The 11,821-nt window shown below is 66.7% G+C and carries 11 protein-coding genes; 6 read left to right on the top strand and 5 right to left on the bottom strand.

Annotated elements, in window-relative coordinates:
* A complete protein-coding gene (locus GOSPT_RS18125) occupies positions 1-654 on the bottom strand; it encodes a biotin transporter BioY (RefSeq protein WP_005207916.1) in 654 nt (217 codons plus the stop codon).
* A 114-nt stretch (positions 655-768) separates the two neighbouring features.
* On the opposite strand from GOSPT_RS18125, the gene guaA reads away from it, so the two are divergent.
* Positions 769-2,394: a glutamine-hydrolyzing GMP synthase gene (gene guaA, locus GOSPT_RS18120; protein ID WP_039856614.1), complete on the top strand. Its 1,626-nt coding sequence runs from the start codon at positions 769-771 to the stop codon at positions 2,392-2,394.
* 25 nt (positions 2,395-2,419) lie between these two features.
* Here guaA and GOSPT_RS18115 read toward each other — a convergent pair whose 3' ends face one another.
* Both GOSPT_RS18115 and GOSPT_RS18110 read right to left on the bottom strand, forming a co-directional pair.
* Positions 2,420-2,701 (bottom strand): hypothetical protein, encoded by a 282-nt coding sequence (locus tag GOSPT_RS18115; protein WP_005207914.1) that lies wholly within the window; start codon positions 2,699-2,701, stop codon positions 2,420-2,422.
* Positions 2,698-4,053, bottom strand: coding sequence for a PspC domain-containing protein (locus GOSPT_RS18110; protein ID WP_005207913.1), 1,356 nt, complete (start codon positions 4,051-4,053; stop codon positions 2,698-2,700). The genes GOSPT_RS18115 and GOSPT_RS18110 overlap by 4 nt, the downstream gene beginning before the upstream one ends.
* Positions 4,054-4,135: 82 nt before the next feature.
* Here GOSPT_RS18110 and GOSPT_RS18105 point away from each other — a divergent pair, with 82 nt between their 5' ends.
* Both GOSPT_RS18105 and GOSPT_RS18100 read left to right on the top strand, forming a co-directional pair.
* Positions 4,136-5,476 (top strand): ATP-binding protein, encoded by a 1,341-nt coding sequence (locus GOSPT_RS18105; protein WP_083837496.1) that lies wholly within the window; start codon positions 4,136-4,138, stop codon positions 5,474-5,476.
* Entirely contained in the window at positions 5,473-6,168 is a 696-nt protein-coding gene (locus tag GOSPT_RS18100) for a response regulator (protein ID WP_005207911.1), read from the top strand. Before GOSPT_RS18105 ends, GOSPT_RS18100 begins: the two co-directional genes overlap by 4 nt.
* Positions 6,169-6,203: 35 nt before the next feature.
* On the opposite strand, the gene GOSPT_RS18095 is transcribed toward GOSPT_RS18100, so the two are convergent.
* Entirely contained in the window at positions 6,204-7,535 is a 1,332-nt protein-coding gene (locus GOSPT_RS18095) for a serine/threonine-protein kinase (RefSeq protein ID WP_005207910.1), read from the bottom strand.
* Positions 7,536-7,665: 130 nt separating this feature from the next.
* Here GOSPT_RS18095 and GOSPT_RS18090 point away from each other — a divergent pair, with 130 nt between their 5' ends.
* Entirely contained in the window at positions 7,666-8,697 is a 1,032-nt protein-coding gene (locus tag GOSPT_RS18090) for an Rv2578c family radical SAM protein (protein ID WP_039856586.1), read from the top strand.
* 76 nt (positions 8,698-8,773) lie between these two features.
* On the opposite strand, the gene GOSPT_RS23955 is transcribed toward GOSPT_RS18090, so the two are convergent.
* Positions 8,774-8,917: a hypothetical protein gene (locus tag GOSPT_RS23955; protein WP_156527456.1), complete on the bottom strand. Its 144-nt coding sequence runs from the start codon at positions 8,915-8,917 to the stop codon at positions 8,774-8,776.
* Positions 8,918-9,192: 275 nt separating this feature from the next.
* On the opposite strand from GOSPT_RS23955, the gene imuA' reads away from it, so the two are divergent.
* Both imuA' and GOSPT_RS18075 read left to right on the top strand, forming a co-directional pair.
* Positions 9,193-10,104, top strand: a complete 912-nt coding sequence (imuA', locus tag GOSPT_RS18080; protein ID WP_005207907.1) for a DnaE2-dependent mutagenesis accessory factor ImuA' — start codon at positions 9,193-9,195, stop codon at positions 10,102-10,104.
* Positions 10,104-11,687: a DNA polymerase Y family protein gene (locus tag GOSPT_RS18075; protein WP_005207906.1), complete on the top strand. Its 1,584-nt coding sequence runs from the start codon at positions 10,104-10,106 to the stop codon at positions 11,685-11,687. Before imuA' ends, GOSPT_RS18075 begins: the two co-directional genes overlap by 1 nt.
* Positions 11,688-11,821: the final 134 nt, after the last annotated feature.

Below are 11,821 nucleotides of genomic sequence, written 5' to 3'. Positions count from 1 at the left end.
TCATGCGGTGAGTGCGACGACGCGTCCACGTCGGATGCGCAGTGGGGTGATGAGGCCCGGCCACCCTCGATGTACCTGGCTGGCGACGAGCGCCGCGATCACCGCCTTGACGGCATCGCCTGCGATGAACCAGCCGTTGGCCGCGATCGCCGCCCACAGCGTGAGGTCGGCGCGGATCATCAGGCCGATGGTGCCGCAGATGTAGATCACCAGCACTCCGCCGATCAGATTCGCCACGATGCCCAGCAGGATTCGATAGCGCGGCATCATGAACGCCGTCAGCAACCCGATCACGAATACGCCGGGCAGGAAGCCGACGAAGAACCCGGCCGTCGGCGACGACAGCGCGGTCAATCCGTTGCGACCGCCCGAGAGGATCGGGAGTCCCGCGATCGCGAGGACCATGAAGATGACGACCGCCAGCGTGCCCTTCTTGGGGCCGAGGATGGCTCCGGTCAGCATCACGCCGAGGGTCTGGAAGGTGATGGGTACGCCCGCGCTGCCGACGCTGATCTGTCCCGGCAAGCCGAGTGCGGCGATCAGTGCGGCGAACACGGCGGCCTGGGTGATGTCGGAGATCGACAGGGACAGCCATCGCCGTCCCGGCCTGTCGGCGGATGACCTGGCCTTTTCGCGCTCGTCTGAGGTGCTCATATCGACATGGAGTATCCCACGGCGCCACCTGCGCTCCGAGGGCACCGCCTGCGCGGCGGTGACGGGTACCGCCTGCGCGGTGATGGCGTCGGTGCGCACGCATAGAATGGGGTGGTGACAGACTCTTCCGCCGACAACTCGCCTGCCGACCGATCTTCTGCCGAGAACACGCTCGTCGAGGGCCCGCGACCGGTCCTCGTCGTCGACTTCGGTGCACAGTATGCGCAACTGATCGCTCGACGTGTCCGTGAGGCGCGTATCTACTCCGAGGTCATCGCCCACGACGCCTCGATCGACGAGTTCAAGGCCAAGGATCCTGCCGCGATCATCCTGTCCGGCGGGCCGGCGTCGGTCTACGCCGACGACGCACCGAGCCTCGACCCCGCAATTCTCGAGCTGGGCATCCCCGTGTTCGGGATCTGCTACGGCTTCCAGACAATGGCTGCCGCGCTCGGCGGCGAGGTGGCCAACACGGGTGGGCGCGAGTTCGGACGCACGACGTTCACCGCCACCGACGACGGCGTGCTGCATCGCGGTCTCGACCGCAACCAGCCCGTGTGGATGAGCCACAACGACGCCGTGCAGGTGGCGCCCGAGGGCTTCGTCGTGACAGGGTCGACGCCCGGTGCGCCCGTCGCGGCGTTCGAGTCCGTCGAGACGAAGATGGCGGGTGTGCAGTACCACCCCGAGGTGCTGCACACGCCGCACGGACAGCAGGTGCTCACCCGGTTCCTCTACGAGATCGCGGGCCTCGAGGCCGATTGGACACCCGCGAACATCGCCGACGCACTGATCGACCAGGTCTCCGACCAGATCGGCGACGGCCTCGCGATCTGCGGTCTGTCCGGCGGCGTCGACTCCGCGGTTGCGGCAGCGCTCGTTCAGCGAGCCATCGGCGACCGTCTGACCTGCGTGTTCGTCGACCACGGACTGCTTCGTGCCGGTGAGCGTGAGCAGGTCGAGCACGACTTCGTCGCCGCCACCGGTGCGCGGCTGGTGACGGTCGACGCCGCCGACAAGTTCCTCACCGAACTGTCCGGCGTCAGCGATCCCGAGACGAAACGCAAGATCATCGGACGCGAGTTCATCCGCTCGTTCGAAGGTGCGGTCAGTGACGTGCTCGGCGATCGGGCGGCCGACGGCGACAAGGTCGACTTCCTGGTCCAGGGCACGCTGTACCCCGACGTCGTCGAATCCGGTGGCGGTAGCGGCACCGCGAACATCAAGAGCCACCACAATGTCGGCGGGCTGCCAGACGATCTCGAGTTCAGTCTCGTCGAGCCCTTGCGGTTGTTGTTCAAGGACGAGGTGCGAGCGGTCGGACGTGAACTCGGTCTGCCCGAGGAGATCGTGGGGCGTCAGCCATTCCCCGGACCCGGTCTCGCCATCCGCATCGTCGGCGACGTGACCGCCGACCGCCTCTCGATGCTGCGCAAAGCCGACCTCATCGCCCGCGAGGAGCTGACCGCCGCGGGTCTCGATCACCAGATCTGGCAGTGCCCCGTGGTGTTGCTGGCCGACGTGCGCAGCGTCGGCGTCCAAGGCGACGGCCGCACCTACGGGCATCCGATCGTCCTCCGGCCGGTATCGAGCGAGGACGCGATGACCGCCGACTGGACACGCGTGCCATACGAGGTCCTCGAGACGATCTCCACGCGCATCACCAACGAGGTGCCCGACGTGAACCGCGTCGTCCTCGACGTCACGAGCAAGCCGCCGGGCACCATCGAGTGGGAGTAGCAGCCGAGCGGGAGTAGGGCGAACGCTATCGGCGTCGCGCGCCGCTGACCAGGAGCACCAGGCCGACGATCAGCCCGATCCCGACGACGCCCCAGCCGAGGACCGATGCCGATGGGAGACCGGGCGTATCGGTCAGGCCCCAGATCGCCACCGCGATCGCGGCGATGCCGAGGCGGGCGAGCCCGGGGGCGCGGCGGCCGACGGCATCACCAGCCTGCCCGGTGCTCCCTGTTTCCATGCCGACTGTTCCCTTGCCGTCTGTCTCCATGCCTTCTGTTTTCATGCCTTTTGGGCTCCAGTCGTTCATCGGGTCACCTCCACGCTGCCCACGTTGGCGTGCGCGTTGATCGTCAACACCGGCTTGTCGGCGCCGGCCGTGCCGACGGATAGCCCTTCTGGACACTGCGGGTCACCGACATTCAACGTGCAGTTCGCCCGCACGTTCATGTCCTTCGGAACCCGCACGGTCACCTCGCCGAGGCCCGCACGAAGGTCGACGGTGCGGTCCGACGTGAGTGTGAGGTCGCGGACGTCGAGTTCGAGTGCGCCCATGGTGACCGAGTAGCTGTCGCGAATGTCGTTCTCGGACAGTGGCTTATACATGCGCTGACCCACGCCGCCGGACGGCACGACGCTCTCGTCGGACTGTCCGACCCACGTTGTCGTTGCGCCTGTGACGATGACCGCCGCGCCCAACGCGACGGTGAGGGGGACGAGTCCGACCTGCCGTCGCCCAGTGGATCGACGCAACGCGGCGAGCGTGAGCAGGCCAACGCCCACGACCGCGAGGGCCAAGGAGAGAATGCGTGTCGGGGTGAACCACTCGACACCCGCCTGGTGTGCCGCCACACCGCTCATCGCCACCAGAAGTGCCGCTCCGACGACGAGGAGCGATGCCCGAGTCGAGGAGCGTCGGTTCTCCGGTACCGCGGGGGGCGTCGGCGTCGAGGGTTCGGGTAGATCCCAGGCGAACCGTGCGGCACCGAGCGGGTCCCACGAGGGCGGTTGACGGTCGGCGGTGGTGAACACCGAGGTCACCGCGTCGGCACTGTCGACGCAAGGTGCGGTGGGGACGTCGACGGCGGCGGGGGTCGGGGCAGCGACCGGCGCTCCCGTCGAGCTCGCGAATGTCGGTGCTGCTCCGGTGCGCAGCGCGCGTGGAGTCCAGCGTTGGAACTCATCCGAACTGGCCGACGGCCCCGCGTCGAGCGTGTCGGCGCTGGTACCGGGAAGCGGTGTGGGTGTTCGACGGAACAGCAGCCACCAGCCGAGCACCATCAGGACGGTGCCGAGCACGGCGCCCGAACTCCAGGTGCCGTGCGGACCGAACGACATCACCAGGATGATCACGACGGCGACGACGATCACGAACTTCGGGTTGTGGTGGCGGCCGTGACCGTGTGCGCTGTGATCGTTGGCGGGTCCGGCGGCCGACAGTCTGCTCGAGGGGAATGCGATCCAGCCGATGATGTAGAGGAGCAGGCCGCTACCACCGAACAGCGTCGAGACGACGAAGGCCACCTTCACGAGCGTCGGATCGACGCGGTAACGGAACGCGATGCCGGCGCAGACACCTGCGACGGTGCGTGGAATCGCCGGGCGAACGGGACGCGTGTGCCAGAGCTGTTCGATGTCTCCGCGAACTTGTGTGGCATCCATGAGTCCAATCCTGGCGGCATCGCGTGCTGTGGGCATCGGGGACATACCCTGACGTTCCCCCGGAAATCGGGGAACAACCCTGATGTGGCGACCGGGGTGTGTGGGGCAGTATCGAAGTGTGAGTACCCCTGCTGCCCCGGACGTGCCACCGATCCCTCGGCTGGTGCGGCGTGACGCGGGCCGGGTCATCGGTGGCGTCGCGGGCGGCGTTGCCGACCATCTCGGCGTCGATGCGTTCCGCGTCCGTGTGGTGTTTGTGGTGTTGGCTGCGCTGGCGGGTGCCGGTGTGCTGGCCTACGGACTGCTGTGGTTCTTCTGCCCGCAGGGCAACGACACCGAATCGCCCGCGCCGGGGGAGCGTCGACAGGCATTGGGTCTCGCGGTGCTCGCGCTGGTTGCGATGACCGTTGTCGGGTTCGCGGCGTCGGGAACGCCTGCCGCCTATCTCGTGCCGTTCGTGTTCGTCATGGTCGGTGCGGGCCTGGTATGGCGTGAGTTCGACACGTCGAAGACCGCGCCCCACAGCACCGCGCTCACCTGGACACGGTTGGCGGGCGGCGCGGTTCTCGTCGTCGGTGGTCTTGCAGTGATAGTCGTGGCGGGCAGACGCAACTACGGCGGCTTGAGCACCACGTTGCTCGCCGTTGCGGCCACGTTGATCGGTGTCGTTCTGCTGACCGTGCCCCTGTGGATGCGGTTGTGGCGCGCGCTGAACGAGGAGCGTGCCGCCCGTATCCGAAACGCCGAGCGCGAGGAGATCGCATCGCACCTGCACGACTCGGTACTGCAGACCCTCGCGCTCATCCAGAAGCAGGCGGGCAAGCCCGAGGAGGTTGCCCGGTTGGCCCGCAGTCAGGAGCGCGAGCTGCGTGGGTGGCTCTTCGGCGACGTCGCGCAGCGCGGCACGTCGTTGAGTGCGTCGATCCGAGAGGTCGGCGCAGAGGTGGAAGACACGTATGGGATCGAGGTCGAGGTGATCACCGTCGGTGATCTGCGGCCCGACGAGGGAGCCCGTCACGGACCGGGGAGCGAGGTACGACGCTGGCCCGCTCTGATCGGCGCGACGCGCGAGGCGCTCGTCAACGCGGCCAAGCACTCCGGCGAGCGTAGCGTCGACGTCTACATGGAGGTGGGCGACGAGGAGGTCGAGGTGTTCGTGCGCGATCGAGGCGTCGGATTCGATCGCGACGGTGTCGACCCGGACAGACAGGGGCTTACCCGCTCCATCACGTCTCGGGTGGAACGTGCTGGGGGACAGGCACGTATCGATTCGACGCCGGGGCGCGGCACGAACATCCGACTGATCATGCCGCGTCCCACGACGCACGCCGACGCGGATAGCGATGGCCACGACGACGCGCACGAGGCCACGCAGGAAGCCACGCACACCGACGAGTCGATCGACCACGGGAAGGCACGATGAACGAGAACGCGACCGCCGGGCCGGATGCACAGAGCGCATTGTGCCGCGTGTTTCTCGTCGACGACCACGCGGTGTTCCGCTCGGGTGTACGCGCCGAACTCGCCGACGAACCGGGATTGCACGTGGTCGGCGAGGCGGGCACCGTCGCCGATTCGATCACTGCGATCACGCGACTGCGGCCAGACGTCGTGCTCCTCGACGTACACATGCCCGCGGGCGGTGGTGTCTCCGTATTGCGCGGTGTCACAGAGACATTGGGCGACGACGCGCCCGTCTTCCTCGCGCTCAGCGTGTCCGACGCCGCCGAGGATGTGATCGCCACGATCAGGGCGGGCGCACGCGGGTACGTGACCAAGACGATCGACGGTCGGGAACTCGCGGACGCGGTCCGACGTGTCGCAGACGGCGATGCGGTATTCAGTCCGCGGCTCGCCGGATTCGTGCTCGATTCGTTCACCGGGAAGTCGTCGGTGCCCGAGCCCGCCCTCGATCCCGAACTCGACTCTCTCACAAGGCGAGAACTCGAGGTGTTGCGTCTGTTGGCGCGCGGATACACCTACCGCGAGATCGCCGAAGAGTTGTTCATCTCGATCAAAACCGTCGAAACCCACGCGTCGAACGTCTTGCGGAAGACTCAGCAGTCCAACCGAAATGCGTTGACCCGGTGGGCGGCCACTCGCCACATCGGTTGAGGCTCAGCGCGAGTGTGTTTCAGTGCGAGTGTGTCTCAGCGCATCAAGACGATCGCGAGGACGATCACGACGGCCAGCACCACGAAGAAGGCGAGTACCGCCAGCGCGAGGGCCGTCGGCGAGGTGCCCGAAGCTCGTTGGGAGGGTGGAAGACTCGCGTACGGGTCGATCGGGTAATGCTCGCCTTGATACCGGCCACTCGGGTATTGCCCGCTTGGATACTGGCCACTCGGGTACTGGCCGCTCGGGAATGGCGGTGTCGACGAGACCAGAGTGTGGTGTCGAGGTTGCGACGGTGGGGTCTGCCATCCGGCGGCCACCGACGTGCCGGAGGTTAGTTGGTCTGACACGGGGCGGGCTGATGGGAAACCACCGGGACGGGCCGAATCTGGTTGCGACGTCTGGCCGGGTCCTGCGGGGCCCGCGCCGTGCGGCGTCTGCGGGGGAAGGGTTGCCGCACCCGATGCGCGGGGAATCAGGCTCGTCAGTACCTGGTCGGCGGAGGCGCGGCCACCCGACGCGACCGCGATGAGTTCGTCGCGGGCCTGTGCCATCGTGATCCGCTTTGTGGGACTGGGCTCGAGCATGTGCAGCAGCACTGGTTCGAGAGCGCCCGCCCGCTTCATCGGATTGATCTGCGCACGAGCCACCTTGTGCAACATGACAAGTGAGTTGTCGTCGACTCCGAACGGTGGTTCGCCCTCGACCATCGTGTAGACCGTCGCACCCAGCGAGTACACGTCCGATGCCTCAGACGGTTCGGCACCGCGCGCGACCTCGGGGGCGAAATATGCTGGGGTGCCGGTGATCACGCCGGTTTGTGTCAGGGAGACATCGTCCTTGGCGCGAGAGATACCGAAATCGGTGAGTTTGACCAGCCCCGCGTGACGTCCCGATTCGGAGATGAGGATGTTGCCGGGCTTGATGTCTCGGTGCACGATGCCCGCGGCGTGGGCCTCGGCCATGGCGTCGGCGACCTGTGCGCCGATCTTGGCCGATTCGGTGACGTCGAGTGTGCCTGCCGAGTAGAGGATCTGGGCGATACTCCGTGACGGAAGGTACTCCATCACCAGCCACGGTTCACCGCGGTCGAGCGCAACGTCGTGCATCGCGATCGCGTTGCGATGGGCGAGTTTCGCGGCAATCCTGCCCTCACGCATCGCGCGCTTACGGGCATTGTCGGCGGAATCGTCGGAGAGGCCCTCGGTGGAGAGGACCTGCTTGACCGCGACGTCGCGATCGAGCAGTTGGTCGCGGGCGAGCCAGACGGTGCCCATGCCACCGCCGCCGATTCGGGATTTCAGCCGATAACGGCCGGCCACCAGGTACTGCGGACCCGGTGTGCGGTAGCTCTCGGCGAGTGACATACGGAAATGATAGCCGCGTGGCGCGCGGGGACGTGGCCGTCGAGAGCCCGTCGGCGGTTCAGTGGTCCATACATGGCGGTCATGGCAGCGCGGGTTGACAGTGCCTAGTACGTATGTTCGACTCATCACCATGAGGTGGTCCGAACAGGTGGTCGAAGTCGACGACGGCGCGCTACCCGGTTTCGCGCGTGCAGGACTCGTGCGGTCGGTGCAGACTCCGGAGTTCGAGGGCATCACCTTTCACGAGGTGCTCGCCAAGAGTGCGCTCAATGCCATGCCGGAGGGGTCGGGATTGCCGTTCCGGTTCACGGTCAACACATTTCGTGGATGTTCGCACGCGTGCCGATACTGCTTCGCGCGGCCGACGCACGAGTACCTCGACCTCGACGCCGGGCTCGACTTCGATTCGCAGGTGGTGGTCAAGCTCAACGTCGCCGCGGTGTTGCGCAAAGAACTCCGACGACGTTCGTGGCAACGGGAGACCGTCGCATTGGGCACCAACACCGATCCGTATCAGCGTGCTGAGGGTCGATATCGGCTGATGCCCGGCGTGATCACCGCGCTCGCCGAATCGGGGACGCCGTTGTCGATCCTGACCAAGGGCACACTGCTACGTCGAGATCTACCGCTGTTGCGCCAGGCGTCGGCTCAGATCCCGGTGAGTATCGGAGTGTCGCTGGCCATCTTCGACGACGACCTGCAGAAGCAGATCGAACCGGGAACGCCGTCGCCGCGGGCACGGTTGGAGCTGATCCGTGCGATCGCCGAGGCGGGATTTGCGCCACACGTGATGGTTGCGCCGGTCATTCCGTATCTGAGCGATTCCACCGCGCACCTCGACGCGCTGCTCGGTGCGCTCGCCGACGCCGGGGCGGCCGGGGTGACCGCGTTCCCGATGCATCTGCGCAGTTCGACCAAGCCGTGGTTCATGAATTGGCTTGCCGCTAATCATCCGGCGCTGGTGCGCAAGTACAACGGGTTGTACGGCCGGGGCGCGTATGTCACCGCGGAGTACTCGTCATGGCTGCGAGATCGATTGCAGCCGTTGGTGGCTCGACACGGTTTGGCAGGGCGCGATCACGGCAGGACGGAGTTGGTGGATACCGGCGAGCGCGACCTGATCGCCCCGCCCGAGATGGCCGAGGCGTTGACCTTGTTCTGAGCCGCGCAGTTCTAGGCTGCGCAGTTCTAGGCCGCGCAGTTCTAGGACACGCAGTTCTGAGCCGCGCGGTTTTGAGTCAAGCGGTTCTGAGCCACGCGCCCAGGTGTTCTCGGGCGGCGTGGTTGTTGTGCGGGGTCGCTGTGGGGTCTGCGTCGCCGTAGGTCTGCGTCGTCGTAGGTCTGCGTCGCTGTGGGTCTGCGCCGTTGCGGGTGGTGATCATGTCGGCTCCTGAGCCGGTCGTCGCGTCTGCGGTGTCGACGGTTTGTCGAAGGTTTGGGGCAGGAAAGAGCAGGTCATCCTGCATTTTCGCGTCGTGATCGGTGTTCGTGAGCGGCGGCTCGACCGTTCGTCACCTGGGCTGTTGCGGAGTGTCAGAGGGGCGTCGTACGATCTGAATATCGAAAAAACGTTCGATCAAACTCGGTGATCCGAGCGACCGACGGCGCAGCAACTTCCCGGCTCGCCATGCATCACAACGCTGGCCAGGAGGTCTTCATGAGTGTTTTGCCGTTGGCTCATCCGAACGCATCGCAGTCGGATGCTGATGCTCTCGATGAGGGTGGTCTGCCCGATCGGGATGGTCTGCCCGACGGGGCGCGGGCCGATACGCTGGCGCAACTCCGCAAGCGAATGGCGGTGCTGTCCGGCATGCCGGACAGGTTGTCCGTCGATCGTGTTGACGAGGTCGGCGACAGGTTGCCGCTTCCGGATGTTGTCGCAGATCTGTTGCCGCACAGCAATTCTCGACAACATGATGCTCGCCGCGGGGGGATCCCCCGAGGGAGCGTGATCGATTGTTCGGGAGCCCGGTCGTTGGTGGTCGCGATGATCGCCGCGGTGAGTCGCAGTGGTGGTCAGGTGGGAATCGTCGGCTTGCCGTGGCTGAGCTTGTTGTCGGTCGCAGAGATGGGTGCCGATCTCGCCCGTATCGCCATCGTGCCGGATCCGGGGGTCGATCCGATCGAGATCGCCTCGGTATTGCTCGACGGCATGGATCTGGTGGTGCTCGGCCTGCGTGGAGTCGACGTTGCGCCCGCGCGGTGCCGGGTGGTCAGCGGCCGGGTGCGCCAGCAGTCGTCGGCGCTGCTGGTCGTCGACGGTCATTGGCCGGGCGCGCAGGTGCGTATGGAGGCGAGCGTGCTCACCTACCGGCATGTCCCGGGAACGTCGGGCGCCGATCTCTCCGCAGCACGACGTGGGCACGGTCGGATCGGGGGTCTGCGGCTGCAGGTCACCGCAACCGGGCGTGACCGCAGGCGACGCAGCGCCGACGTCGATCTGAGTTCGTTGAGTGCGCAGGGTCAAGCAGGGCTGGTGGGGCTGACACGCCCGGAAGAACCGGTAGTGGGTAGACCGGATGATCAGATCAGCGCAGACGACCAGATGCTCACCGCGGTGGCGAACTGATGGGTCGGGTCATGGCCGTGTGGTGCCCGGACTGGCCAGCGATGGCGGCAGCGGCCGACGAGGATCTGCCTCCGGCACAACCGATTGCGGTGCTGTCGGCCAATCGGGTGACCGCAACATCGGCGACTGCCCGAGCGGCGGGGGTCCGACGCGGCATGAGAAAACGGCAGGCGCAGGCGGTGTGTCCGGAGATGCGGGTGTTCACCGCGGACGTCGATCGTGATGCACGTTTCTTCGAGCCGGTGGTGGCTGCGGTGGCCGAGGTGGTCGCCGTGGTCGAGGTGCTACGCCCGGGGCTGGTAGTGATGCCTGCCGATGGCGCCGCGCGACATCACGGCGGAGAGGAGTCGCTGGCCGAACAACTCGTCGACCAGATCTCGGTGTGCGGAGTCGAATCGCAGGTCGGGGTTGCCGATGAACTGTTCACTGCGGTGATCGCTGCACGTCGGGGTCATCACGTCGAACCGGGCGGAAGCCGCGCTTATCTGGCCGATCTCCCTGTGGCAGAACTGAACGTGGAGCCGAGTTTGTCTGTGCCCGAACGGGCAGAGCTGGTCGATCTGTTGCGTCGACTCGGACTCGTCACCATCGGCGATTTCGCCGCGATGTCTGCACGCGACGTCGCAACCAGATTCTCCGCCGACGCCGCCGTCGCCCACCGGCTGGCCAACGCGCTGACCGATCGTCGACCGTCGGGCAGTGCGGTCGCGCCGGAGTTGGTGATCGAGTACGTCTGTGAGCCACCGATCGACCGGATCGACGCCGCGGCGTTCGCTGGCCGACGCCTCGCCGACATGCTGCATCGTCGACTCGCCGACGTACCCGCGGCGTGTACCAAGCTCAGGGTCGAGGCCGTTACCGAACGCGGACAACGACATTCACGGATCTGGCGGTGTGCACAACCGCTGACACCCGACGCCACTGCCGACCGCGTCCGGTGGCAGTTGGAGGGCTGGCTGACCGGCGCGGGCAGGGGGAGGAGTCGCGGCGACACCCGACCCGACTCGCCGATCGCGATGCTTCGACTCGAGCCGGTGGAAACGGTCGACGCCGGCGAGTTGCGCTACGCACTGACCGGTGCGGGACTGCCGGGCGAGTCGGAGGTCTCCGAGCGCGCACGCCGGTCGTTGGAGCGTGTGCAGGGTCTGCTCGGTGGCGACGCCGTGCAGGTGCCGGTGCGCAGTGGTGGTCGCGGGCCGTCGGAGCAGATCACGATGATCGCACTCGGTGACGAGAAGATCCCCGAGCGCGACCCGCAGGCACCGTGGCCAGGCCGCGTGCCCCAGCCCGCACCCGCGGTCATGTCCCGCGCCCCGGTGTCGTTGACCGACGCGTCGGGGCAACCGGTGACCGTCACCGGTCGGGGAGCGTTCTCCGACGAGCCCGCCGTCGTACGCATGGCACGTCCCGGCCGCGACGCCGCCCGCGACACCTGGGCGTTGAGCTGGTGGGCCGGACCGTGGCCTGCGGGCATGGACGATACCGGCATCGTCGCCAGAGCCCAAGTGCTCCTGGAGGATTCACGCGCGCTGCTGCTCTACTACCGGGCAGGCGAATGGATGGTCGAGGGCGTGTACGAGTAGCGGTGCTCTGGTGTGCGCGGCGGTGCGGAAAGTAGGGGAAGGATTCTTTCCTTGGGTTCTTTACGTTTTCTCGTGTTGTTTCTGGGGGAGGGGTACGAAACCCGCGGAAAAATTCTTTCCCCTAGTTTCTGCGC

Origin of the sequence: Gordonia sputi NBRC 100414 (assembly GCF_000248055.1) — a bacterium.
Lineage (GTDB): Bacteria > Actinomycetota > Actinomycetes > Mycobacteriales > Mycobacteriaceae > Gordonia > Gordonia sputi.
The sequence above is the reverse complement of the archived record's forward strand: the minus strand, read 5'-3'. Positions and strand labels throughout refer to the sequence as shown.

Bases quoted from the DNA above. Each gene is read 5' to 3' on its own strand.
- GOSPT_RS18075 (WP_005207906.1), top strand. From the start codon at position 10,104: ATGGGTCGGGTCATGGCCGTGTGGTGCCCGGACTGGCCAGCGATGGCG.
- imuA' (WP_005207907.1), top strand. From the start codon at position 9,193: ATGAGTGTTTTGCCGTTGGCTCATCCGAACGCATCGCAGTCGGATGCT.
- GOSPT_RS18100 (WP_005207911.1), top strand. From the start codon at position 5,473: ATGAACGAGAACGCGACCGCCGGGCCGGATGCACAGAGCGCATTGTGC.
- GOSPT_RS18095 (WP_005207910.1), bottom strand. From the start codon at position 7,535: ATGTCACTCGCCGAGAGCTACCGCACACCGGGTCCGCAGTACCTGGTG.
- GOSPT_RS18115 (WP_005207914.1), bottom strand. From the start codon at position 2,701: ATGAACGACTGGAGCCCAAAAGGCATGAAAACAGAAGGCATGGAGACA.
- GOSPT_RS18125 (WP_005207916.1), bottom strand. From the start codon at position 654: ATGAGCACCTCAGACGAGCGCGAAAAGGCCAGGTCATCCGCCGACAGG.
- GOSPT_RS18110 (WP_005207913.1), bottom strand. From the start codon at position 4,053: ATGGATGCCACACAAGTTCGCGGAGACATCGAACAGCTCTGGCACACG.
- GOSPT_RS23955 (WP_156527456.1), bottom strand. From the start codon at position 8,917: ATGATCACCACCCGCAACGGCGCAGACCCACAGCGACGCAGACCTACG.
- GOSPT_RS18090 (WP_039856586.1), top strand. From the start codon at position 7,666: ATGAGGTGGTCCGAACAGGTGGTCGAAGTCGACGACGGCGCGCTACCC.
- GOSPT_RS18105 (WP_083837496.1), top strand. From the start codon at position 4,136: ATGTGGCGACCGGGGTGTGTGGGGCAGTATCGAAGTGTGAGTACCCCT.